The sequence below is a fragment of the Thalassospira lucentensis MCCC 1A00383 = DSM 14000 genome (genome assembly GCF_000421265.1).
Taxonomy (GTDB): domain Bacteria; phylum Pseudomonadota; class Alphaproteobacteria; order Rhodospirillales; family Thalassospiraceae; genus Thalassospira; species Thalassospira lucentensis.
On record NZ_ATWN01000006.1, the window covers coordinates 306,374 to 329,305 of the forward strand.

21 protein-coding genes and 1 tRNA gene are annotated in these 22,932 nt (G+C 53.9%); 9 read left to right on the forward strand and 13 right to left on the reverse strand.

Features of this window, described 5'->3' with window-relative positions; translation table 11 throughout:
- The first annotated feature begins 24 nt into the window (after window positions 1–24).
- The 5 genes from K355_RS0114395 (at window position 25) to K355_RS0114415 (ending at window position 7,433) form a co-directional block, all read left to right on the forward strand.
- Entirely contained in the window at window positions 25–687 is a 663-nt protein-coding gene (locus tag K355_RS0114395) for a BON domain-containing protein (protein WP_022732857.1), read from the forward strand.
- Window positions 665–1,786, forward strand: coding sequence for a SirB1 family protein (locus K355_RS24085; protein WP_022732858.1), 1,122 nt, complete (start codon window positions 665–667; stop codon window positions 1,784–1,786). Before K355_RS0114395 ends, K355_RS24085 begins: the two co-directional genes overlap by 23 nt.
- A 654-nt stretch (window positions 1,787–2,440) precedes the next feature.
- Window positions 2,441–3,430, forward strand: a complete 990-nt coding sequence (locus tag K355_RS0114405) for an adenosine kinase (protein WP_022732859.1) — start codon at window positions 2,441–2,443, stop codon at window positions 3,428–3,430.
- Window positions 3,431–3,877: 447 nt separating this feature from the next.
- Entirely contained in the window at window positions 3,878–5,698 is a 1,821-nt protein-coding gene (typA, locus tag K355_RS0114410) for a translational GTPase TypA (RefSeq protein ID WP_028791621.1), read from the forward strand.
- Window positions 5,699–5,858: 160 nt separating this feature from the next.
- Window positions 5,859–7,433 (forward strand): AmpG family muropeptide MFS transporter, encoded by a 1,575-nt coding sequence (locus K355_RS0114415; RefSeq protein WP_022732861.1) that lies wholly within the window; start codon window positions 5,859–5,861, stop codon window positions 7,431–7,433.
- A gap of 136 nt (window positions 7,434–7,569) precedes the next feature.
- Here K355_RS0114415 and ptsN read toward each other — a convergent pair whose 3' ends face one another.
- The 8 genes from ptsN to K355_RS0114455 form a co-directional block, all read right to left on the reverse strand.
- The gene (ptsN, locus tag K355_RS0114420) at window positions 7,570–8,034 is read right to left on the reverse strand and encodes a PTS IIA-like nitrogen regulatory protein PtsN (RefSeq protein ID WP_028791622.1); all 465 of its coding nucleotides are present in this window, start codon (window positions 8,032–8,034) and stop codon (window positions 7,570–7,572) included.
- A 38-nt stretch (window positions 8,035–8,072) separates the two neighbouring features.
- Window positions 8,073–8,669: a ribosome hibernation-promoting factor, HPF/YfiA family gene (hpf, locus tag K355_RS0114425; RefSeq protein WP_022732863.1), complete on the reverse strand. Its 597-nt coding sequence runs from the start codon at window positions 8,667–8,669 to the stop codon at window positions 8,073–8,075.
- A 162-nt stretch (window positions 8,670–8,831) separates the two neighbouring features.
- Window positions 8,832–10,412 (reverse strand): RNA polymerase factor sigma-54, encoded by a 1,581-nt coding sequence (gene rpoN / locus K355_RS0114430; RefSeq protein ID WP_022732864.1) that lies wholly within the window; start codon window positions 10,410–10,412, stop codon window positions 8,832–8,834.
- Window positions 10,413–10,455: 43 nt separating this feature from the next.
- Window positions 10,456–11,208, reverse strand: a complete 753-nt coding sequence (lptB, locus tag K355_RS0114435) for an LPS export ABC transporter ATP-binding protein (RefSeq protein ID WP_051146009.1) — start codon at window positions 11,206–11,208, stop codon at window positions 10,456–10,458.
- Window positions 11,209–11,283: 75 nt separating this feature from the next.
- Window positions 11,284–12,186, reverse strand: a complete 903-nt coding sequence (locus K355_RS0114440) for an LptA/OstA family protein (RefSeq protein WP_022732866.1) — start codon at window positions 12,184–12,186, stop codon at window positions 11,284–11,286.
- Complete coding sequence (gene lptC, locus K355_RS0114445; RefSeq protein ID WP_022732867.1) at window positions 12,183–12,890, reverse strand: LPS export ABC transporter periplasmic protein LptC; 708 nt, start codon at window positions 12,888–12,890, stop codon at window positions 12,183–12,185. The genes K355_RS0114440 and lptC overlap by 4 nt, the downstream gene beginning before the upstream one ends.
- Window positions 12,891–12,892: 2 nt before the next feature.
- Window positions 12,893–13,915: a KpsF/GutQ family sugar-phosphate isomerase gene (locus tag K355_RS0114450; RefSeq protein WP_022732868.1), complete on the reverse strand. Its 1,023-nt coding sequence runs from the start codon at window positions 13,913–13,915 to the stop codon at window positions 12,893–12,895.
- Window positions 13,916–14,082: 167 nt separating this feature from the next.
- A complete protein-coding gene (locus K355_RS0114455; protein WP_022732869.1) occupies window positions 14,083–14,694 on the reverse strand; it encodes a ribonuclease D in 612 nt (203 codons plus the stop codon).
- A gap of 194 nt (window positions 14,695–14,888) precedes the next feature.
- Between K355_RS0114455 and K355_RS0114460 the strand changes: the two genes are divergently transcribed.
- Window positions 14,889–15,869: a hypothetical protein gene (locus K355_RS0114460; RefSeq protein WP_022732870.1), complete on the forward strand. Its 981-nt coding sequence runs from the start codon at window positions 14,889–14,891 to the stop codon at window positions 15,867–15,869.
- A gap of 200 nt (window positions 15,870–16,069) precedes the next feature.
- Here the strand turns inward: K355_RS0114460 and K355_RS0114465 are convergent.
- From K355_RS0114465 to rph, 4 genes are all read right to left on the reverse strand, one after another.
- Window positions 16,070–16,156: transfer RNA gene (locus tag K355_RS0114465), tRNA-Leu, on the reverse strand.
- Window positions 16,157–16,359: 203 nt separating this feature from the next.
- Window positions 16,360–17,553 (reverse strand): radical SAM family heme chaperone HemW, encoded by a 1,194-nt coding sequence (hemW, locus tag K355_RS0114470; protein WP_022732871.1) that lies wholly within the window; start codon window positions 17,551–17,553, stop codon window positions 16,360–16,362.
- A gap of 112 nt (window positions 17,554–17,665) precedes the next feature.
- On the reverse strand, window positions 17,666–18,262 hold the full coding sequence (gene rdgB, locus K355_RS0114475; RefSeq protein WP_022732872.1) for an RdgB/HAM1 family non-canonical purine NTP pyrophosphatase: 597 nt from the start codon (window positions 18,260–18,262) through the stop codon (window positions 17,666–17,668).
- A gap of 190 nt (window positions 18,263–18,452) precedes the next feature.
- Window positions 18,453–19,169, reverse strand: a complete 717-nt coding sequence (gene rph, locus K355_RS0114480; protein WP_022732873.1) for a ribonuclease PH — start codon at window positions 19,167–19,169, stop codon at window positions 18,453–18,455.
- A gap of 289 nt (window positions 19,170–19,458) precedes the next feature.
- Between rph and hrcA the strand changes: the two genes are divergently transcribed.
- From hrcA to K355_RS0114495, 3 genes are all read left to right on the forward strand, one after another.
- Window positions 19,459–20,517 (forward strand): heat-inducible transcriptional repressor HrcA, encoded by a 1,059-nt coding sequence (gene hrcA / locus K355_RS0114485; RefSeq protein ID WP_022732874.1) that lies wholly within the window; start codon window positions 19,459–19,461, stop codon window positions 20,515–20,517.
- A 52-nt stretch (window positions 20,518–20,569) separates the two neighbouring features.
- Window positions 20,570–21,211: a nucleotide exchange factor GrpE gene (gene grpE / locus K355_RS0114490; RefSeq protein WP_022732875.1), complete on the forward strand. Its 642-nt coding sequence runs from the start codon at window positions 20,570–20,572 to the stop codon at window positions 21,209–21,211.
- Window positions 21,212–21,447: 236 nt separating this feature from the next.
- Window positions 21,448–22,194 (forward strand): NAD-dependent deacylase, encoded by a 747-nt coding sequence (locus K355_RS0114495; protein WP_022732876.1) that lies wholly within the window; start codon window positions 21,448–21,450, stop codon window positions 22,192–22,194.
- A 3-nt stretch (window positions 22,195–22,197) separates the two neighbouring features.
- On the opposite strand, the gene K355_RS0114500 is transcribed toward K355_RS0114495, so the two are convergent.
- A complete protein-coding gene (locus K355_RS0114500) occupies window positions 22,198–22,878 on the reverse strand; it encodes an ArsR/SmtB family transcription factor (protein ID WP_022732877.1) in 681 nt (226 codons plus the stop codon).
- Window positions 22,879–22,932: the final 54 nt, after the last annotated feature.

Here is a 22,932-nt window from a genome sequence, read left to right on the forward strand (position 1 = left end):
GGAATCGGGACGAGACTTCGGCATATGGCGTCAGCATATGACACAGCCCGGCATTTCATTGGCACATGGCCAAGCAATGCCAAGCGGCGTTTTTGTATTTTACTAACTCTGGCATTCACCGGTTTTGGCATTCTGCCGTTGGCGGGCTGCACATCGATGGCCATTGGGGCCGGGGCAACCGCCGGGGTCGCGGCCTTTCAGGAACGCGGGTTTGAAGGGGCGGTAAGCGACACGGCAATTACAGCTGAAATCTGGCAAAAGTTTCTAGCACAGGACGAATCCCTGTTTCTCAATATCGAAATCGAAGTTGTCGAAGGCGAAGTTCTTCTGGCTGGTGAAGTCAAATCAGCAACAGACGAACTTGAAGCCGTGAAACTCACCTGGCAGGTTGGTGGTGTCCGCAGTGTGCTCAATGAAATCAGTGTCGGCGAAGGTGCGTCCTTCATGGACAATGCCAATGACCTTCTGATCACGACCCGCATTAAAACGGCCCTGATGTTTGATACCGATGTCTTTGCGATCAATTACAGCATCGAAACCGTAAAGGGCACGGTGCATCTGATGGGGATTGCCCAGGATGACCTTGAACGCAATCGCGTCATCGCACATGCCCGCGATACCAGCTATGTTAGACGGGTGGTCAGCCATATTCGCCTGAAAAATGATGCAAACCGGCAAGGAACCTGATCCTATTAACAGTATTCGCCACATCACAGACCCGACCGATCCGGATCGCCAATGGCTTGTCGATTATGGCAAGGGCAATAAGCCCGACGCCACGGCAGCAGAAGCCGCATTGCGTTTTGCACGGATCAACGATCCAAACAACGCACGCGACATTGCACCGTATCTTGCGCGGCTTGATGATCTGGCCGATCAGGTTCGTTCCGATCTTGCCGCCCTGTTGGCGTCATCCGGGCACGACACAGTGGCATCCGCCAAGGTGGCGCCAGAAACCTTGGCACAGGCCTCCATCGAACAAATCGTATCGATACTACAATCTGTCATCCCGACCCGACATGGCTTTCAGGGGGATGCGGAAAACTATGATGACATGGAAAACGCCGATCTGATGAAGGTCATGGACCGCAAACGTGGTCTGCCCGTCGCATTGGCCATGCTTTATATCCATGTGGCGCGCCGTTGTGACTTTGCGATCACCGGCATTGATTTCCCGGGTCATTTTCTGTTGCGTCTGCAGTCAAATGGCAAACGTCGCATGATTGACCCGTTCCATGGCGGCATTGCCCTTGGCCCGGCCGAGCTACGTGAACTTTTAAAATCGTTTAGTGGCCTCGATGCCGAACTCGAACCCCGCCATTATTGCGAATCTTCCGACGTTTCTATTTTGTTACGACTTCAAAACAACATTAAGGTTCGTGCGCTTCGTGCCGGGGAATTGACCCATGCGACCCGCATTATCGAGCATAGCCTGTTGATCGCACCCGACCATGAAGGCCTGTGGCATCAGCTCGGCGCACTGTATGCCCGCCTTAATGAAGATCATAAGGCGCTGGGCGCCTTTGAAAAGTTTGTGGCCCTGTGTGAAGACCCCCTTCATCGCACCAGAATCGAAGCGGTTATCGAAGAATTACGCGATCGGCTTGGACTTGATGTCCTCTGCCACACCGATGGGCTCACCAAAACAAAAGCCCCTGCCGTCACAGATGATGACAGTGTCAAAAACGACGCAAAGGACAATGCGCCAATCCCGCTTTATCCCAATTTGATGTCGGTTACCAACACCACAAACGCGTCTGACACCCCCTCCTCAAGCGACCATTGACTCGAATGAAGGCTTGGTCGGCCACAAACCGGCACAGCATACTAAAATGCCATTTTTCGCTATGTTAGATTAATTAATATTATCTATATAGATCATCATACAGATAAATTATTACTCTTATTTCAATACAAACCAGTTTGTCCGTTACCTCAAAGAAATCGAATGCAGGTAAATCCGAGATTAAAAACAGTTAAAAATTCTTGTTTGCATATTTTTGCCCCGTTCTCACCTTCATATCCGGGGAGTGTCCCTTGTCGTGCATCACGAACCGCTAATTTGCGAAATCTGGCAGTTTTCCGGGACTTATGATTCATTCTTCCCCGCCGGATGGGATTCAATTGACTCATCGCACGATGTTTAAACTGCAGGCTCGGGAATCTCGTTTCAAAATCGGCGCAAAAAACATCGTATGTAGTTTTTCAGGTCCTTAACGCGAGGTTAAACGACCGGTCACGAAACGGTCGCAACACTTGCACCAATAATTGCAATGCCTATACTCCCGCCAATGCCCAATGGCCCCTATGATATAACGTCACCTATTATATGAAGACCATCCGGTTCGGCACATGCCCAAACGGCCCGTTGCGCGGAAGGCCTGCGCGCCATACCGTACGCACCAAACACGCAAACGCACACATCGCAGGAATGAATTACATGCACGACACCAAAGTCGACGTCGTCGGGATCGGAAACGCCATCGTTGATGTCCTTGCCAACTGCAAGGAAGAAGACCTCAAACGGCTGAACCTGGTTAAGAACTCTATGACCCTGATCGACGCGGATGATGCGGATCGTTTGTATGAACAGATGGGGCCGGGCATGGAAATGTCGGGCGGGTCAGCTGGCAACACCATGGCTGGCATCGCAGCCCTTGGTGGCAAAGGCGCCTATATCGGCAAAGTCCGCGATGATCAGCTCGGTCAGGTGTTTCGCCATGACATTCGTGCGATTGGTGTGCAGTTCAATTCCACCCCGTCAACCACAGGGTCGCCGACCGCGCGCTGCCTGATTTTTGTCACGCCGGATGGTGACCGCACCATGAACACCTTTTTGGGTGCCTGTGCGGAACTTGGTCCGGAAGACATCGACGAGGATCTGATCAAATCGGCAAAGCTGACCTACATGGAAGGCTATCTTTGGGATCGTCCAGAAGCCAAGGAAGCCTTTATCAAGGCAGCCAAAGTCGCCCACGAAGCAGGCCGTCAGGTTTCCATTAGCCTGTCTGACTCATTCTGTGTTGACCGTCATCGCGAATCGTTCCGCGATCTGGTGCATAACCATATTGACGTGCTGTTTGCCAACGAAGACGAAATCAAGTCGCTCTATGAGGTTGAAACCTTTGAAGAAGCCCTGGCCGAAGTGCGCAAACACTGCAAGGTCGCGGCCCTGACCCGCAGTGAAAAGGGTGCGGTGATTGTTTCAGATAACGAATTGTATGAAATCAGTGCCGAACCTGTCGCGCGCGTACTTGATACCACCGGGGCCGGTGATTTGTTCGCATCGGGTTTCCTCTATGGCTACACCAAGGGGCATGACCTTGCGACCTGTGGTCAACTGGGTGCGATTTGCGCCGCCGAAGTCATTTCACATATGGGCGCACGCCCGGTTGCCGACCTTAAGGACCTGATCAACAAGGCCATTTGATCGGTTTGCAGGACATGATTTACATGCCCTGAGACAAGCCTCGAAAGATTTCACGGGACGGCAATATTTGTTTGCCGTCCCGTTTTATTTTGGCAAACAGCACAGATTCCGTGGCTTTGCACTGCACACAAGCATTGACTTTATACAGAGTTTAGCGCAAACAGCCCGCATTGCAGAAAAATCAACCCCGCATGGCGTGCACGAGGCTGGTCATTCGCCTCCACATTGGCTATGACAGGGCAGCTTTCGAGCCAGCCTGCAAAATGTCTTTGGGCCAGTAAACATTCAGCATGTGCCGTGCTGCGCAAATTGCGCGGGTTTGACCTTGCCGACCGGATGAACCCGGTCTTAGGGCGGCTGAATATCTACTGGCCTTGAAACTTTTACTGACCGATGCGCAAGGGACACATCCCGGCGCGCGGCATTTTTATTCTGGAGTCCGCGCCAATGAACTTGCGCAATATCGCCATCATCGCTCACGTTGACCATGGCAAAACCACCCTCGTCGATGCGATGTTCCGCCAGTCGGGCGTCTATCGTGACAACCAGCGCGTTGATGAACGCGCCATGGACAGCAACGATCTGGAACGCGAACGCGGCATTACCATTATGGCAAAGCCGACCGCAATTCAGTGGGGCGAGACCCGTATCAACATCGTTGATACCCCGGGCCACGCCGATTTCGGCGGTGAAGTCGAACGTATCCTGTCGATGGTTGATGGTGTTGTTCTGCTGGTTGACTCGGCCGAAGGCCCGATGCCACAGACCAAATTCGTTTTGGGTAAAGCCCTGAAACTGGGTCTGAAGCCAATCGTCATCATTAACAAGATCGACCGTCCGGATGAGCGCGCCGAAGAAGTTCTCGACGAGATCTTCGATCTCTTCGTGTCGCTTGAGGCATCCGATGAACAGCTCGACTTCCCGACGCTTTATGCATCTGGCCGTGATGGTTGGGCTGCCGAAGCACCAGAAGGTCCGAAAGAAAACCTGACCCCGCTGATGGATCTGGTTCTGAATTATGTGCCGGCCCCGAAGGCAGACGTTGACGCACCGTTCGCAATGATTGCGACCATGCTGCATGCTGATAACTTCCTGGGTCGCATCCTGACCGGTCGTATCGCGCAGGGCCGTGCGAAACTTAACATGCCTGTTAAGGTTCTTCGCGGCGATGGCACGGTTGAAACCGGCCGTCTGTCCAAACTGATGGGCTTCCGCGGTCTGGATCGTGTGCCACAGGAAGAAGCAAATGCTGGTGACATCATCGCAATTGCGGGCCTGACCAACGCAACCGTTGCTGACACCATCTGCTCGACCGAAATCACCACCGCGATTGCAAGTCAGCCGATTGATCCGCCGACGCTGGCGATGACCTTCTCGGTCAACAACTCGCCGCTGGCCGGTCAGGAAGGCGACAAAGTTACATCCCGTATGATCCGTGCCCGTCTTGAGCGCGAAGCCGAAGGCAACATCGCGATCAAGATCGGTGAAACCGCTGATAAAGACGCCTTTGAAGTCGCCGGTCGTGGCGAACTTCAGCTTGGCGTTCTGATCGAAACCATGCGCCGCGAAGGCTATGAGCTTTCGATCTCGCGTCCGCGCGTTCTGATCCAGGAAATCAACGGCGTCATGTCTGAGCCGTTCGAAGAAGTCCAGGTCGACGTTGACGAAGAATACGCCGGTTCGGTTGTTGAGAAAATGAGCCTGCGCAAAGCCGAAATGACCGATATGCGGTCATCAGGTGGCGGCAAGACCCGTATCATCTTCCACGCACCGTCTCGTGGCCTGATCGGTTATCACGGTGAATTTCTGACCGATACCCGCGGTACCGGCGTTATGAACCGTGTGTTCCATTCCTATGGCCCGGTCAAAGGTGCCATTGCAGGCCGTCGTAACGGCGTTCTGATTTCAAACGATCAGGGCGACGCGGTTGCCTATGCTCTTTGGGGCTTGGAAGATCGTGGCGCGATGTTCATCGAATCGGGTACGCGCGTTTACGAAGGCATGGTCATTGGCGAACACAATCGTAACAATGATCTTGAGGTTAACATCCTCAAAGGCAAAAAACTGACCAACGTTCGTGCATCGGGCAAGGATGACGCCATCACCCTGACCCCGCCGCGCCGCATGTCCCTGGAAGAGGCCCTTGCCTACATCCAGAACGACGAGCTGGTCGAAGTAACGCCGACAAGCATTCGTATTCGTAAGCTGCACCTCGATCCGAACGTGCGCAAACGCGAAAGCCGTAAATCAGAATCCGAAACCGTCTAATCGTTTCGCAGCTGAATTGAAAAAGGCCGGTCCAGATGGATCGGCCTTTTTTGCGTTTAAGGCCCTTTAAGGTCCCTGGCATCATAGCCGGACGATTTCGGTATTCCTTAACCAGTTTCCCCTACTTTGTGGCCACGTGGCATGCAAACGGGGGAAATTGATGCACAGCGCAGAAAAACGAAGCTGGAGCGAGGCCTTTGGCGCCTTCATCCATCCACGTGTCATCACAATGCTGTTTATGGGCTTGTCTGCGGGCATTCCTATCCTTCTGATTTTCTCCACCCTGTCGATCTGGCTGCGCGAAGCGGGTGTGGATCGTTCCACGGTCACCTATTTCAGTTGGGCCGCCCTTGGCTATTCGTTCAAATTCGTCTGGGCGCCACTGATTGACCGACTGCCTTTCCCGGTCCTGCACGGTATTCTGGGGCGTCGGCGCAGTTGGCTGATCATTGCCCAAGGGTGCATCATCGGCGCCATCCTGTGGATGGGGCTGACCGATCCGGCACAAAACCTGACCATGATGGCCTTTGCCGCCGTTGCCCTTGGCTTTGCCTCGGCCACACAGGATATCGTGATTGATGCCTATCGCATCGAGGCCGCCGATACCGATCTTCAGGCGATGATGAGTTCGGCCTATATTGGCGGCTATCGCATCGGCATGATCGTTGCCGGTGCCGGGGCGCTCACCATTGCCGGGCTGTTTGAAGCCGAAGGTAGTTACCAACCTTTTGCCTGGACAATGGCGTACGGCTGTATGGCGCTTGCGATGTGTATCGGGGTGATTACAACGCTATTGATCCGTGAACCGGCCGTAAACCGCACCGACAGCAAGTATTTTCACGAAACATCCGATTACGTGCGATTTCTTGCGATGTTTGCCGTCACGGTCATCGCCTTCATCCTTGCCAATCTCTATGCCGGGGACATCACCGACCCACTCAAAGCCATCTTGCGCGATGGTGGCATGATCAGCGAGCTTGCCGGGTTTATTGCCGGCACCCTCAAACTGGCGATTTCGATTGCCGTTGCCATTCTGGTCGCTTGGCTGACCACGCGGGTCGGCCTCACTCCGACGGGCATGGTGCGTGAAACTTATATCGCACCGGTAAAGGACTTCATTGATCGTTATGGCAAGGCCGCGATCATTATCCTGATCCTGATTGGCGTCTATCGCATTGCCGATATCGTCATGGGGGTCATGGCCAATGTGTTTTACACCGACCTTGGCTTTTCCAAGGAAGAAATCGCCGCCGTGTCCAAGACATTTGGTCTGTTCATGACCATTGCCGGCAGTTTCATGGGCGGGGTTTTGTCGGTGCGCTACGGGGTTGTGCGCATCCTGTTTGTCGGGGCGTTACTTTCGGCGATCACCAATATCCTGTTTGCCTTTATGGCCCATATGGGGGCGAACACCATCATGTTTGCCGTGGTGATCATGGCCGACAACCTGTCGGGTGGTTTGGCAACGGCGGCCTTCATTGCCTATCTGTCAGGCCTGACCAATATTTCCTTTACGGCCATGCAATACGCGATCTTTAGTTCGATCATGACCCTGTTTCCAAAGATCCTCGCCGGGTTCTCTGGCACGGTTGTCGATGCGGTCGGATACAGCTGGTTCTTCATTGGCACCGCCATCATCGGCATTCCGGTATTGTACCTTGTCGTTCTGGCGGGCCGTTTAACCGATGTGGAAAATCCAAACAAGGATAGCATGCCTGCCAAAGCTGAGGGTTGATGGTCAACAGCTGATCACTCTTGCGTGCCGTCCCGTCCCATAAAGCAAAACCGGACGCCTTAACGGGCGTCCGGTTTTTTTAAATTCTGGGCTGTTATCTGTGCGTACGGGGATTACCCGCCGGTCACTGACCTTTTCAGGCGGCCTGTTCGGCCTCATCCTGTGTCAGCAGCGCATAGATCGCATCAGCAGAGCCCGCACCACGCAGCTTGTCACACATGCCCTGATTGCGCAGCAGGCGGGAAATCCGCGCCAGCGCCTTCAGATGATCCGCACCGGCTTCTTCGGGCGCAATCAACATGCAGAACAAATCCACCGGATGCTCATCAACCGCATCGAACTCAATCGGGTTCTGAGCACGGGCAAAGACCATGTAAAGCCGATCAAGATCATTCAGCTTGCCATGCGGAATTGCGACACCACCGCCAACGCCAGTGCTGCCTAGTTTCTCACGATCAAGCAGGACAGAAAAAATCTCGCTTGCATCGCGTCCGGTAACTTCGGCTGCTTTCTCGGCAAGTTCCTCAAGCACAGCCTTTTTCGCACCGGACCGCAGGGCCGGAATAACCCCGGACGGGGTAAGAATAGATGATATGTCCATTTTTCGCGTTGCGTTGTTTGGCTCAGAATCCGCGTCCGTCACGCTGCACCGGCTTCCTCATCGGCTGGATCAAGCCACCCGATATTTCCGTCGGCACGACGGTACACAACATTCAATCCGCCATGTTTGCCATTCCGGAACATAAGTGCCGGAATGTCCCCCAAGTCGAGCCGCATGACCGCTTCCCCAACAGAAAGCGTATCAATGCGATCGGGCGTTTCGGCAACAATCACTGGTTCATAGCCATTTACGTGAGTGTCATCCGAATGATCATCGTCTTCTTGCGCGATCACATAGTGGATCGCATCTAGGCGGGCCTGCTCATGATGGTCCCGGCTGGCGTGATGATCACGCAGGCGCCTTTTATAGCGCCGCAACTGCTTGGCCACTTTGTCGCAGGCTCCGTCAAAGGCGGGATAAACTTCATCCGCCGATGCCTTGGCCTGCACCATCATGCCCTTGCCGACATGGACCGAAATTTGCGTATGATAGAGATGCGCCTGTTTGGTGAGTGTCACCGTGGCTTCGATCGCGTGATCGAAATATTTCTCTACCGCAGGGTCCAAGGTCTCGACGACGTGCTCGCGAAGAGCATTTCCTACGTCAAGTTGCTTACCGATAACCGTAATTTGCATGGATCGCCTATCCCTCTTTGAGTGACTTCCCAGTACATATGGATGTTTGGAGCCCCTCAATCAGGTGGGCGCACCATATTCCCTCGTAATAGCCAAGTCAAGATATGGGTATTCTACCTTAAATTACAGCACCTTATGGCGCATTTTTCTGGTAAAAAAGTGCTAGGAAGCACGTGATTTTTTTTCGCGACGCCGCTGAACAGAAGACGCAATGCGCATCGCTTCGCGGTATTTTGCCACTGTTCGGCGTGCAATGTCGATCCCTTCCTTTTGCAGAAGTTCGACCAGTTTGTCGTCTGACAAAATCTTTTTCGGATCTTCCATATCGATCAATGACTTGATCCGGTGACGCACCGATTCCGACGAATATGAATCTCCGCCCACCGATGATGAAATCGCCGTGGTGAAGAAATATTTCAGCTCAAACATCCCGCGCGGGGTCGACATAAACTTGCCATTGGTCACCCGCGATACCGTACTTTCATGCATGCCGATGGCCTCGGCAATGTCACGCAGGATCAGCGGGCGCAAATGCGACACGCCATGGCTAAAGAACCCGTCCTGCTGGCGGACAATTTCGGTCGACACCTTCATGATGGTGGTCGCGCGCTGATGCAAGGCCTTCACCAACCAATTAGCGGTCTGCAGCTTCTCGCTCATGAAGCCGCGTTCTTCGCGGTCACGCAAACCAGACCCGATTTCCGCGACATATTCCTCATTGACCAAAACCCGCGGCAGCGCATCGGTATTCAGCTCAAGATGCCAGTTGCCATTGCCCGCAGCGCGCATCAAAACATCGGGGATCACCGGTGTTGCCACTTCACCGTCGGCCGTGCGGCCGGGGCGCGGATCAAGCGTTTTGATCTCGGCGATCATGTCGTGCAGATCATCGGCATCGACACCGCAAATCCGGCGCAACCGATCAAATTCGCGTTTTGCCAGCAATTCAAGATTGGCCAAAAGGGCCGCCATTGCCGGATCAAACCGGTTTAGATCGCGCAATTGCAGCTCAAGACATTCGGCCAGACCGCGGGCAAAAATTCCAACCGGATCAAACCCCTGCATCACCGACAGAACATGCTTCACATCCGAAAGGCCGCATTCAAGCGAGGATGACACCTCGTCAAGTTCGCCACTGAGATAGCCATTATCATCAAGCATATCGATCAGATAACTGCCGATCATACGTGAGCTTGCATCGGCAAATGCAATATTGAGCTGATCATCGAGCGACTGACGAAGCGTTGCTTCATCGGCAAGGGTTTGCTCAAGGCTGGGAAGCTCATCACCACTGCCCCCACCTGAGCCGCCACCACCGCCCGCACCGCCGCTATAGGGGGCGGAATAGTCATGGCTGCCCGAAACAGGCGCACCATTTTGGGAAATCTCGCCTTCGCCGTCATACAGCGCGTCGCTGGCGACATCGAGCGGACTGTCACCCGCCCCCATGGTTTCACTGGCAGTCAGGCGGTCGGTACCGAACTGGTCGTCGCGGTCGGTGAAATTGTCGCTGGTGCGTTGATCGATCCCGTCGTCACCATTGCCGACGGCGCTATCGCCCGATTCGGCATACGTCTGCCCCGGGTCCGCGCGTTCCAGCAGCGGATTCTCAAGCAGCTCACTGTCAATGAAATTGGAAAGTTCAATATTGTTGAATTGCAACAGCTTAATCGCCTGCTGCAATTGCGGCGTCATGACAAGAGACTGGGACTGGCGAAGATCAAGCCGCGCCTTCAGGGCCATTTATGCACTACCCCGTGTCAATCCGATTCCCCCCAAGAAATGGTCACAGGCTAAAACGATCGCCCAGATAAACCCTGCGAACATCGTCATTTCTAACGATTTCATCGGGACCACCTTCCATCAAAACCCGGCCATCATGCAAGATATATGCCCGGTCAATAATGTCGAGAGTCTCGCGCACATTGTGGTCGGTAATCAAGACCCCAATGCCACGATCTTTCAGATGACGTACAAGATCGCGAATATCCCCCACGGCAATCGGGTCAATCCCGGCCAGCGGTTCGTCCAGAAGAACAAAGTTCGGATGGGCCGCAAGCGCACGTGCAATCTCGCAACGTCGGCGCTCCCCGCCCGACAATGCCAGTGCCGGTGTACGGCGCAGGTGCTCGATGGCAAATTCTGCCAAAAGGTCTTCAAGGTTCTGTTCGCGCTTGATGCGGTCATCTTCGACCACCTCAAGCACGGCCATGATGTTTTGTTCGACCGTCATGCCGCGGAAAATCGATGCTTCCTGTGGCAAATAGCCAATCCCAAGGCGCGCGCGCTGATACATCGGCATCGATGTAATGTCGCGTCCATCAAGCGAAATAGATCCGCGATCAGAGGCAATCAGCCCGGTAATGATGTAAAAACTGGTGGTTTTGCCCGCACCGTTTGGCCCCAAAAGACCAACCGCCTCACCGCGCTGCACAGACATCGACACATCTTTGAGAACCGGGCGCTTCTTGAAGCTTTTGCCAAGATTATGCGCCACCAGCCCCTTGTTCGCGGTCACCAGACGCGGCCCGCCGTCCACAGAAGATGTAGCCTGCCCGTTTGCTGTGTCGGATTTTACGCCTTTGCGCGACCAGAACAAATTACCGACCTTTCCTCAATTTCCTGTCCCGGCGTCTGCCGGGCCGTCTTTTTCGTCTTTTTCTGGGATCAGAAGGCCCCGGACACGGTTTTTGCTGCCACCTGTGCCATTGGTCGTCAGGCGGCTGATGCCGGTATTCAGGTCAACAACCGCGCGATCCCCGTTCAACTGGTTCTCGCCGCGCGTAATCTTAACCGATCCGATCAAAGTAGCGATACCTGTTTTAGCATCATAAACCCCTTGATCACCAATGACAAAGTCGGTTGGTGTGCGAATTGTTACATTGCCGTCGCCATCGATGCGGCGCAGTTCGTTGGTCCCGCCCTTGCCCGGCTCAAACCGTGCAGTCAATGTATCGCCCCGCAATGTCCGGTCTTCGGCAACCGCAACCGCATTGCCACGGGCCACCGCAATCCGGTCAGTTTCCCAGTATTCCAGACTTTCTTCCGCCGTCAGGGTTTCTTTCGGGGTTTGGTATTTCAGGTTTTCACCGGTCAATACCACAACAGCCTGATCAATATCGTAAACCGCCTTATCGCCGGTCGCGACATCGGTATCAGATGACAATCTGACGTTGCCGGTCGCAATGATGCGGTAAATCTCGCTGTTGCCATCGCGATCCCGATATAATGCCTGCAATTCATCGGCATCGACCCGCGATGTTCCGCGTTTGGCCACCGCATTGCCGCGCGCAATCAGGATTTGCTCATTGCGGCGCCATTCAATGCCGTTGTCAGACTCAACCTCAAGCCCGCCACTGCCGTTCTGTGCTAGCCCCAGCGGATTGGCATGCGCCTGTTGCATCACGGCCGCCTGCATCAAGGTGCTGGCACCCGCAATGCTTCCGACCAAAAGGGCCGTTGCCAATAAACGCCCTGCGGCTGCCTGTGTGCGGGCCAAACGCGCCGTTGCGATCATGACTTCCCTTTCAATGCACTATCGAAAATCACCATTTTGGCGTTCCCCAAAAAGCGGATGACCGCCCCTTTGTCTTCCAGTTCAAACCCGGAATCCGATTTGATCGTGCCAAACGGCCCCTGCCCATCAACCGGAACCGATCCGCTGGCGTTGCCAACGTTCATTTCGATTTCAGCTTTCTGGGTGTGAATTTCAAACCCGTTATCGTGGTACATATTCACCGCTCCGACCAGATCAAGCAAACCATCGGTTTCGGTATAGAACCCTTCATTGGCCGTCAGCGCAATCCACGAACCGTCTTCAAGCGTGATATCGGCCTGTGGGGTATCAAGGTAAACATGATCATCGTGACCGTCATCGGCCTGGTTTTCGATGGCTTCCTGTGCGGTGACGGTAAATGGCTGCCGATTGCCATCCACACCGAAAAAGCGCGGGTTGGACATGGCAACATTTTCCATCAAATCCTCAGGAGACGTCGAAAAGCCAAGACGAAACCCACTGTCCTGAACCTGTTCGATCTGCGGCCATAACACCACCAACGCCATCAGGGTAAGCGCGATTAACGGTAAGACAAGCTTAAGCGACGTCACAATGATCCGGCGAAACGGATTGATCCGTACATCGCGACGCCCAGACGGAAGCCGGTCACGGCTGCGTGCGTCACGCGCCGCTTTCTCAGCCTTTTGCGTCCGATCCTCGGCCATGCTCAGGCAACCCCCGACCGCAGCAGATCATGAATATGGACCAGTCCAACAGGCACTTGCGCGTCATCAAGCACGAACAAGGCGGTAATGCTGCGATCATTCATGATGGCAAGTGCTTCAACCGCAAGCGCCATTTCACTGGTCACCTTCGGCCCGGCCGTCATCACATCCACTACCTTCATCGCCACAATGTTATCGGCCATGTGACGGCGCAAATCGCCATCGGTCACAATCCCGATCAGCTCACCGCGATCCCCCAGCACCCCGACACAGCCAAACGAATGGCTGGTCATGGTCACAAGCGCCTCGGACATCAGGGCATCCTTGGCTATCAGCGGCAAAACGTCGGCTGGATGCATGACATCGCGCACATGCAGCAACCGCTGACCCAGCTTGCCGCCGGGATGGAATGTACGAAAATCTTCGGCGGAAAAGCCACGCCGCTCCATCAAGGTCACCGCCAGCGCATCGGCACAGGCCAGCATCGCGGTGGTTGAGGTCGTCGGTGCCTGCTTATTCGGGCAGGCTTCCGGACTTGCCGGCAACACCAGCGGGCAGTCGCTTTGCATCGCAAGCGAGCTGTTTGGTTTGCGCGTCATGCCGATTAGCGGCACGTTAAACCGACGCGTAAAGGCGATAATATCGGACAGCTCCGGGGTTTCACCGGAATTGGACAGGGCCAAAACCCCGTCATCCTTGCCGATCATGCCAAGATCACCGTGGCTGGCTTCGGCCGGATGGACAAAAAACGATGGTGTGCCCGTCGAGGCAAAGGTCGCAGCGATTTTCTTGGCGATATGACCGCTTTTGCCCATCCCGGTAATCACAAGGCGACCTTTAAGCCCCTCAATCAGGTCAATCGCCGCACAGAAAGCACCATCAAGCGATTCGGCCAGTTCGTGTAGGGCAGTTGCTTCGATCTCAAGCACGCGGCGCGCCACAGCGAGATCGGCACTGGAAGCAGGTGCAGGGGTATGTCCGACATTTTGCGGGGCGTTTTGTTTGGCTTCTGGGGTCACTGTCATCTGTTTCTTGTTTGCGTTTCCCGCCCGGAACGTCAGGCGTATTGACCAACATGCACGGCCATTTTGCCAAAACTATGAACCTGCCCGGTGTGGGGGTCAATTGCCTAGCACATCCGACATTCACAGGCGGTTAACCGATATGCAAATATCTGCAGGCGGCCTGAAAACTAGTGGGCAAAGATATCAGTTTCGTCCCAGCCCGAAAGATCCAGCGTTGCGCGCGTTGGCAGGAAGTCAAAACAGGCCTGCGCCAGTTCGGTGCGTCCTTCGCGCGCCAAACGCCGATCCAGCTCTTCTTTCGCCTTGTGCAAATACAAAACGTCCGACGCCGCATAATCGATCTGATCCTTGGAGAGCTCAGGCGCCCCCCAATCGGAACTTTGCTGCTGCTTGGAAATCTCGACCCCGACCAGCTCGCGCAGCAAGTCTTTCAGACCATGACGGTCGGTATAGGTGCGGATCAGCTTGGAGGCGATTTTGGTGCAATAAACCGGCGCGCAGCGCACACCGAGGTATTTGTCCATCACTGCAATGTCGAAACGTCCGAAATGAAACAGCTTCAAAACGCTTGGATCGGCCAGCAACTTCTTCAGGTTCGGCGCGCTGTAATCTTCCCCATCAAACTTGACCAGATGGGCATCGCCATCGCCGCTGGACAATTGCACGACACACAAACGGTCGCGGTGCGGATTAAGGCCCATGGTTTCACTGTCAATGGCGACAACTTTACCAAGGTCAAGATTGTCCGGCAGATCTCCGAGATGGAGGAAATTGGTCATCGCGGTGCTCCAAATATTGAGGATTTGCCTGTTCTTAACACAGCAAACCACGCATCGCATTGCAAAAGTCGCACGCACAGAGAAAGGATTGCGAATCAATAGTATTGAGATAGCATTAAGAAAGTGACTAACCACCAAACTCAATTTAAGATTGCCTCATATTCAACACATACCATTACAAAGGTCATCGTATTATGAGCATCAAAAAACCGTCTACCAACGCGTCCACGGCCTTCAAAACTATTGGATTTCTGTGTTTAATTTTAGTAGCTGGAAACTTTATTCTACTGTGCACGTGGTATGATCTACTTGTTGAACAAAGATACAATTTCTACGTATCTTTTTTTGCCTCATCCTTAGAAAATCTAATTTTCTTTATCTTGATTGGACTAGCAATAGCAATATACAGCCTTAGACGACCTGAATCCGAGTTACTTGAGAATAGAATTTGGTACTTATATTCTAGCGAACATGCGACGGATGATTCGTTACATTATAACAAGAATCAAATAAAGAAGCTTGCCGCATTTTGCAAATCAGGAACCAGTAAAATCACAATTACTGATTATGATCTGTCAATGAATGCGTATCGTATTGAGGTCGAAAAGCGTTACACGCTTCAAAACATGTTTAAAGACCGAGATTATGAAGACGTGATAGACATCTCCATCTCACCTGATTCAATCGAGAGTGATCAGTTAGAAATGAATTTAGGTGGTGTACAGAGCAAAGTCATGGGGGAGGTACACCTACTTCAGACCACGGTCATTGGTGAAGCACCTGTTAAGCACAATGAGAAAGTCATAAAAATAACTGATCAAGACTATAAAACTAAAATAGGCATTAGAATTCCGGCAAACGGTACGACCGAATATGAGTTTAATTATTGGATGTGGTGTCTTGTAGGAGAACCACACGCAACCCAAGTTCTCAGATACACGGAAACTTTAAAGACCACTATTGTTAATCACTGGAATGGGAAAGCTGTGATTAGTCTAAAAGGTCAGGAGGGACCTGTAGAATTCTTGGAGCACAATGCCCAGTTTGATCTCGAAGAGCGCAAAAAGTTCACTCCAGCAGATAACTTGACATTTTGGTGGAGAGATCCAGATGCAATGGCTCAGCCGTCGGAAGACAGCTCTCCAACCAAATCCGAAAGTTCAGTTGCAAATTAGTAACCAAAATGGTTTAGATTATTGGCAGAATTAATTACGGAGGTAGTCATGACTTACATAAGCGGCGATCAAAGCGGCTAAAAACAATTACTTAGCCAAAAGAAAAGGCCCCACAAAATATTGTGGGGCCTTTTCGATTCTAAACATAGGCTAGTGCCCAAAACAACAATACCCCAGCACATCATCAATGTGCTGGGGTATGGTGCCCAGGAGAAGACTCGAACTTCCACGACCTTGCGGCCACTGGCACCTGAAGCCAGCGCGTCTACCAATTCCGCCACCTGGGCATAGGGGCTTGTGGTTTTGTTCCGACGCTATGCGCTGGAACGGGGCGGAATATACGCGGTCAGCTTGAAGTGTCAACCACCTTTTTGATGGTTTGATGAAACTAAACCCCACAAGTTTCCACAACACTCGGCTGACGCCTGTTCCATATCGGAAACGTCACGGTTTTCAAGGTGTTTCGGGCATTTTAATGCCGTTGCTTACATCACGCTGCAGGGTCGAATAAGTAGCCCAATACACCGTTCAAACGGTTCCGACCTTGATCGGTAGTGCGAAGCCCGGCCGAATCACAAATCAAATCCCCCGATCCGATCAGGGTTTCAAGCCGCGCATTATCCAAAACATCGCGCGGGCCTTTGCCAATAATCCGTTCAAACCGGGCTGTTGGAATGGTTTCATTAAGCCGCAAGCCCATCATCACCATTTCAAGCAGACGTTCGTCGGCCTCAAGCACGATTTCTTCCTGTGTACCGTTCCCGGCCTTTTCCACCCGATCCAGCCAGATATCGGGCGCCCGGTGGCGGCGCACTGCCGTCGGGACGGTCGTGCCATCTGGCTGAATGATCGCTTCGCGGCCATGCGCGCCGGGACCAATGCCGAGATAATCGCCATAGCGCCAATAGACCAGATTATGGCGGCTTTCCTGCCCCGGTTTGGCGTGGTTTGACACCTCATAGCAGCCATAACCAGCCGCCTGCGTTTCTTCCTGCGTAATCTCATAAAGCTCGGTCGCAAGGTCTTCGTCGGGGACGACCAACTCACCGCGCTGATGCAGGGTGTAAAACTGCGTGCCCGGCTCAATCGTCAGCTGATAGAGCGAGATATGCCCATTGGCGATCGCAAGCCCTTGGCGGAGCTCCTTGCGCCACGCCTTGGGATCATGTTCCGGACGGGCATAAATCAGATCGAACGAAAACCGGTCAAATACTGATGTCGCAACATCCAGCGCCCGCATGGCTTCCTCGGCACTGTGCAAACGGCCAAGGAATTTAAGGTCACGGTCATTGAGCGCCTGAATGCCAATCGACACCCGGTTAATGCCATTGGCGGCAAAGGCCGAAAACCGGTCGATTTCAACCGTCCCCGGATTGGCTTCCAGCGTGATTTCAATATCATCGGTCACGTTCCAGAACGTCTTGATGTCATCAATCAACGCACCCGCGGTTTCCGGATCCATCAGCGACGGCGTGCCCCCGCCAAAAAACACCGATCCCACCGCCCGGCCCGGATGGCGAGCGGCACCCGCCGCCAGTTCGGCGCGCAATGCCTTGCGCCAGCGCACATGATCGACACTGTTGGCGACATGGCTGTTGAAATCGCAATAGGGGCATTTCGACAGGCAAAACGGCCAGTGGATATAAATGCCAAACGGCACGGTTTCAGCGGAGGTTGCGGACACGCGAAATTCTTTTCAAATACGGGAATGTTGGCCGATAAACTAACACGCACCGCCGATCATGACATCAGCGATGCGTGCATATGTTCAATGCAGGACAATTATTGCCGAAAGCTTATTTAAAGCAGGCCGCAACCAACTGCGCGAAGGCATCGGCCCGGTGGCTCATCTCATGCTTTATGGCTGGCTCTATTTCGCCAAAGGTTTGATCACATCCCTTGGGCTGGAAAATCGGGTCATAGCCAAATCCATGACGGCCGCGCTTGGGCCAAACGATGTCACCCTCAAGCCGTCCTTCGAAATTCTCAACATGCCCATCAGGCCACGCCAGTGACAGCGCACAGATAAACGATGCCCGTCGATCCGGATGGCTGCCTATCCCGTTCTGGACCTTTTCCATCGCCATATCGAAATCCTTATCCGGCCCGGCCCAGCGCGCCGAATAAATCCCCGGTGCGCCATCAAGGGCCGACACCGCAAGCCCGCTGTCATCGGCCAATGCCGGCAGGTTGGCCGCAGTGGCCGCCGCAGTCGATTTTAGCTGCGCATTGCCAATAAAGGTCTTTTCGGTTTCTTCGGGTTCGGGAAGATCAAGGTCACCGGCGGAAAACACTTCGATCCCAAAGGGTGCGAGAAGGTCACCGATTTCCTTGATTTTTCCTTTGTTGTGACTGGCGATAACCAGTTTTTTTTCCGTAAAGCGACGGGCCATGTTCTTGCCTGAAGATTTTCAATAGAGAAAGATCGAGATAGTCGAAAGATGAGCGTGGCGAGGTTCGTTTCATGCCGTGGCGAAAATGGCTGGTTTTGAGAACCGGCGCGCAGCGTACGTTAAGTACGTGAGCACCGAAAGCCCAGAAACTCGCCATTTGCAGCCCGGCATGGAACGAAGACCGGCATGTTCAAAGGCCGAGCGCTTCACGCTGTTTCGCAAACAGCTCCTTGCAGCCTTTTTCGGCCAGCGCGAACATCTGATCATACGCTGCACGATCAAACGGCACGTCTTCTGCTGTTGCCTGAACCTCAACAATGCCACCATTGCCAGCCAGAACAAAGTTGGCATCGGCCCCGGCATTGCTGTCTTCGGCGTAATCAAGGTCAAGAACCGCGTTGCCGTTATAAATGCCGCATGAAATGGCGGCGACCGGCTGGGTCAGCGGGATTTCCTTGATCAGGCCAAGGCGGCGCACGCCCTGAAACGCCAGATGGGCTGCCACATAGGCACCCGTGATTGATGCGGTGCGCGTGCCGCCATCGGCCTGAATGACGTCACAATCAAGGCGCATCTGCATTTCGCCCATGGCCTTCATATCGGTCACGGCCCGGATCGAACGCCCGATCAAACGTTGAATTTCCTGTGTCCGACCCGACTGACCACCGCGCGCAGCTTCACGGTTCATGCGACTGTCGGTCGCACGCGGGAGCATGCCATATTCTGCGGTAATCCAGCCCTTGCCGGAGTTGCGCATCCAGCCCGGCACCTTGTCCTCGACCGTTGCCGTACAGATGACATGGGTATCGCCAAATTTGATCATGCATGACCCTTCGGCATATTTAGAAATGCCGGTTTCAATCGAAACGTCGCGAAGCTGATCTTGGGTACGGCCGGATGGGCGCATGGGGGAGAACCTCTTGTTTGTCTGTATGGCACTGGCCTTGGCAACCAATGCGAATAATCTGAAATTTCGCCCAAAGTAAGATGACACCCGCCAAAGGTCCAGCAGTTTCCCCGTGATATTTGGCGCGATTCGCATTGCGCTTTGACAGGTTTTGAAACTAAGTACTTGATTGATGGTACCCTTGCGCTTCTCACTGCAAATCCGGTGCGATTGACGGTTGGACTTGGGCTGACTAAATTCGTATCACCTTTTGACGCAATCTTGCGCAAACTATGGTCACACACAGAAAATGGCGCATTTCGACGACACCCTACTTGGCGATATGAACGTGCGGACACGCGAAGTGTTCCGCCAGATCGTTGATGCCTACGTCGCAACCGGCGAACCCATCGGGTCACGGTCGATTGCACGACGGATGTCTGAAAACCTGTCGGCGGCGACCATTCGCAATGTCATGTCCGACCTTGAAGACATGGGATTACTGGTGGCCCCCCATGTCTCGGCTGGACGGTTGCCCAGTGAAAAGGGCCTGCGTCTGTTTGTAAATGCCTTGATGGAGGTCGGTGACCTTCCCAATGCCGAACGCGATCAACTGACCAAAAATTGCGAACAGGCGGGTTATTCGCTTGATCAGATGTTGGGCGAGGCCACTACGATGTTATCAGGGCTATCGCGCTGTGCCGGGCTTGTCGTGGCCCCCAAAACGGATGGCTTACGGCTCAAACAGATTGAATTTGTTGGACTTTCGCCGGGCAAGGTTCTTGCTGTTCTGGTGTCGCAGAACGGCAACGTTGAAAATCGAATCCTTGATGTTCCAGCAGATTTGCCCGGTTCGGCATTGACAGAAGCCGCGAATTATCTAAATAGCCGGTTGGCTGGAAAGACTCTTGACGATGCGCGCCTGCTGATCACCGAGGAACGCGATCAGTTGCGCCAGGAACTTGATGACCTTTCAGCCGGATTGATTGATGCAGGCCTTGCAACATGGGCCGGCGGGATCAAGGGATCGTCCCTGATTGTTAAGGGCCAATCCCAGCTGTTGGAAAATATCGATACGATTGAACAGCTTGAATCCGTGCGCCGCCTGTTTAACGTGCTTGAGGCCCGCGATCAGATGATCGAACTGCTCGATGTGACGACGGACGCCCAGGGTGTTCAGATTTTCATCGGGTCAGAGAACAAATTATTCGGTGGATCGGGCCTTTCGATGGTGATTTCGCCCTATCAAAACGCCGAAGGCAGCATTGTGGGCGCAATCGGGGTTGTCGGACCAACCCGGATCAATTATGCCCGGATCATTCCGCTGGTCGATTACACCGCCAAACTGGTCGGTCGACTGATTGGATAAATCGCGGCGCTGCGTGTCAGGCCGCACTAACGTGAAAGTACATAGGTTAGCCATGTCGGAAACCGCAAAAAACACCCCGGACGATCTGCACGATGTAAATGCAGAGCAAGCCGCAGCCGAAGATATCGCAGCAGAGGCGAACGCGGCTGAGCACGAAGATGTCGTGATCGAAGATCCGATCACCGCCCTTGAAGCCGAAGTTGCCGAACTGAAAGACCGCCTGTTGCGCCAGGCCGCCGAGGTGGAAAACACCCGCCGCCGCGCCAAAAAGGATGTCGAGGACGCTGGCAACTACGCAATTACCAAATTTGCCCGTGAGCTTCTTGACGTTGGGGATAACCTGCGCCGCGCCCTTGATGCTGCTGGCGACACCTCCAATGCCGATCCGGCGATGAAAACGCTGTTTGAAGGCGTTGAAATGACCGAACAGACGCTTCTCAAGGCGCTTGAAAAGAACGGCGTTGAAAAGCTTGAACCGCTTGGTGAAAAGCTCGACCCGAACAAGCATCAGGCCGTGTTTGAAATGCCGAACCCGGACTATCCGGACGGGCATGTCGCACAGGTCATGCAGGCCGGTTATATGCTCAAAGGCCGATTGTTGCGCCCTGCCATGGTCGGTGTGACCAAAAACCCGCCTGCTGAGCAAGCACCCAAGGACGACACTCCGGGCGGGAATGTCGATACATCGGCCTAAACACGACAGCACCAAAATAAACCGGTTTTAGCGGATCGGGTTTATCAACGGCCCTGCCAGACAGACTTGGCGGGGCCGTTTTGAGTCCAGACGCACAGAGCTTCCCGCCTTTCGCAGGAATGACGTACTCTCTCAAGACGGTTACTCTGAATCCCTCTACAGTCGTCATGTCCGCGCTAGGCGGGCATCCATGAACCGCGAAAACATTGATTGCCAACTCGACAGGACACCTCCCCATGCCACTTCGTCCCGACCTGATTGACATCCTGCGCGATGAGGCCGCCCCGATTGTCATTTTGACCGGGGCTGGCATTTCAAAGGAAAGCGGGTTGCATACATTCCGCGATCCCGATGGCATCTGGGCGAAATACGATATTTCCGAGGTCGCCACCCCCGACGCCTTCGTCAATAATCCCGATCTGGTCCATCACTTTTACAATGACCGGCGCGCAGCCCTTCTGGATTCGAATATCCAGCCCAACGCCGCCCATCATGCGCTTGCCCGGCTTGAAACCAAATGGCCCGGTGATGTGTTGCTGGTGACCCAGAACATCGATGATCTTCATGGCCGGGCCGGATCGAAAAACCTGATCCATATGCACGGCGAGCTGCTTAAAATCCGCTGCAACCACTGTGATCTTCTGACCGCGTGGGCAGACGACCTCGCCAAGGAAACCGCCTGCCCGTCGTGTGGCAAGGCTGGCGGCCTGCGTCCACATGTCGTCTGGTTTGGCGAAATGCCGCTTGAGATGGACCGCATCTATGCCGCCTTGGGTGATTGCGGATTGTTTATGTCGATTGGCACATCGGGCAATGTCTATCCGGCAGCCGGATTTGTTCAGGTTGCCCATCAAGAAGCCGGTGCCGAAACGGTTGAGCTCAACCTTGAACCGAGCAACGGTGCCACCCTGTTTGATCACAGCACCTATGGCCCGGCAACAGAACTGGTCCCCGCCTTTGTCGATGCGCTTTTAAAAGGCTGACCTTTAGTCTCCGACCAGTTCGCGAAATTTTTGCTCCCCGTCGACACTGAACCGGACAATCCGCGACTCGCTCATACGCCGAGCCCAACCCAAATCATAAAACCGATCCAGCAACGCCGCCCCGAACGACCCAGCCAGATGCGATTGTCGGGCACTCCAGTCCAGACATTCACGGCATAACGGACGGCGATTTTGGCGCAACGCCGCCAGATCTATGCCAAACCCGTTGCCAAAATCCACACCGGCATCGGTCAAGGCCACTCCATTCAAATCGGTCTTGATAAGCTTGCGTTTTGACAGACCGTCAAACAGCGCTACCCCCATATCCCCCGCCAAATGGTCGTAACACACCCGTGCACGACGCAATTCGGGGTCTTTGGGGCCGGTACGCACCCGGTTATGCCCAACCCGATTGGCAATCCCCATCATGACTTCAAGCGCCTCGACAATATCGGGACCAGACAGCGTGAAATAGCGATGCCGACCCTGCTTGCGCGGGATCACAATCTGTCCGGCTTCAAGTTTCGCCAGATGCGAACTTGCGGTTTGCGGCGTCACCCCGGCTTCCTGTGCCAATTCGGTTGCGGTTAATGCTTTGCCGCCCATTAAGGCTGTCAGCATATTTGCGCGTGCCGGATCGCCAAGCAATGCGGCCACGCGGGCAATATCGGGTCCTTCTTTCATAGTTCGATGCTAGTCGAAGCATTGACTGCAAACAATCGGTTATCTGTTCTGAAT

What these genes read in the sequence shown, in the direction of transcription:
- K355_RS0114395 (WP_022732857.1), top strand. Translation starts at nt 25, where the DNA reads ATGGCGTCAGCATATGACACAGCCCGGCATTTCATTGGCACATGGCCA.
- K355_RS24085 (WP_022732858.1), top strand. Translation starts at nt 665, where the DNA reads ATGCAAACCGGCAAGGAACCTGATCCTATTAACAGTATTCGCCACATC.
- K355_RS0114405 (WP_022732859.1), top strand. Translation starts at nt 2,441, where the DNA reads ATGCACGACACCAAAGTCGACGTCGTCGGGATCGGAAACGCCATCGTT.
- typA (WP_028791621.1), top strand. Translation starts at nt 3,878, where the DNA reads ATGAACTTGCGCAATATCGCCATCATCGCTCACGTTGACCATGGCAAA.
- K355_RS0114415 (WP_022732861.1), top strand. Translation starts at nt 5,859, where the DNA reads ATGCACAGCGCAGAAAAACGAAGCTGGAGCGAGGCCTTTGGCGCCTTC.
- ptsN (WP_028791622.1), bottom strand. Translation starts at nt 8,034, where the DNA reads ATGGACATATCATCTATTCTTACCCCGTCCGGGGTTATTCCGGCCCTG.
- hpf (WP_022732863.1), bottom strand. Translation starts at nt 8,669, where the DNA reads ATGCAAATTACGGTTATCGGTAAGCAACTTGACGTAGGAAATGCTCTT.
- rpoN (WP_022732864.1), bottom strand. Translation starts at nt 10,412, where the DNA reads ATGGCCCTGAAGGCGCGGCTTGATCTTCGCCAGTCCCAGTCTCTTGTC.
- K355_RS0114440 (WP_022732866.1), bottom strand. Translation starts at nt 12,186, where the DNA reads ATGATCGCAACGGCGCGTTTGGCCCGCACACAGGCAGCCGCAGGGCGT.
- lptC (WP_022732867.1), bottom strand. Translation starts at nt 12,890, where the DNA reads ATGGCCGAGGATCGGACGCAAAAGGCTGAGAAAGCGGCGCGTGACGCA.
- K355_RS0114450 (WP_022732868.1), bottom strand. Translation starts at nt 13,915, where the DNA reads ATGACAGTGACCCCAGAAGCCAAACAAAACGCCCCGCAAAATGTCGGA.
- K355_RS0114455 (WP_022732869.1), bottom strand. Translation starts at nt 14,694, where the DNA reads ATGACCAATTTCCTCCATCTCGGAGATCTGCCGGACAATCTTGACCTT.
- K355_RS0114460 (WP_022732870.1), top strand. Translation starts at nt 14,889, where the DNA reads ATGAGCATCAAAAAACCGTCTACCAACGCGTCCACGGCCTTCAAAACT.
- rdgB (WP_022732872.1), bottom strand. Translation starts at nt 18,262, where the DNA reads ATGGCCCGTCGCTTTACGGAAAAAAAACTGGTTATCGCCAGTCACAAC.
- rph (WP_022732873.1), bottom strand. Translation starts at nt 19,169, where the DNA reads ATGCGCCCATCCGGCCGTACCCAAGATCAGCTTCGCGACGTTTCGATT.
- hrcA (WP_022732874.1), top strand. Translation starts at nt 19,459, where the DNA reads ATGGCGCATTTCGACGACACCCTACTTGGCGATATGAACGTGCGGACA.
- grpE (WP_022732875.1), top strand. Translation starts at nt 20,570, where the DNA reads ATGTCGGAAACCGCAAAAAACACCCCGGACGATCTGCACGATGTAAAT.
- K355_RS0114495 (WP_022732876.1), top strand. Translation starts at nt 21,448, where the DNA reads ATGCCACTTCGTCCCGACCTGATTGACATCCTGCGCGATGAGGCCGCC.
- K355_RS0114500 (WP_022732877.1), bottom strand. Translation starts at nt 22,878, where the DNA reads ATGAAAGAAGGACCCGATATTGCCCGCGTGGCCGCATTGCTTGGCGAT.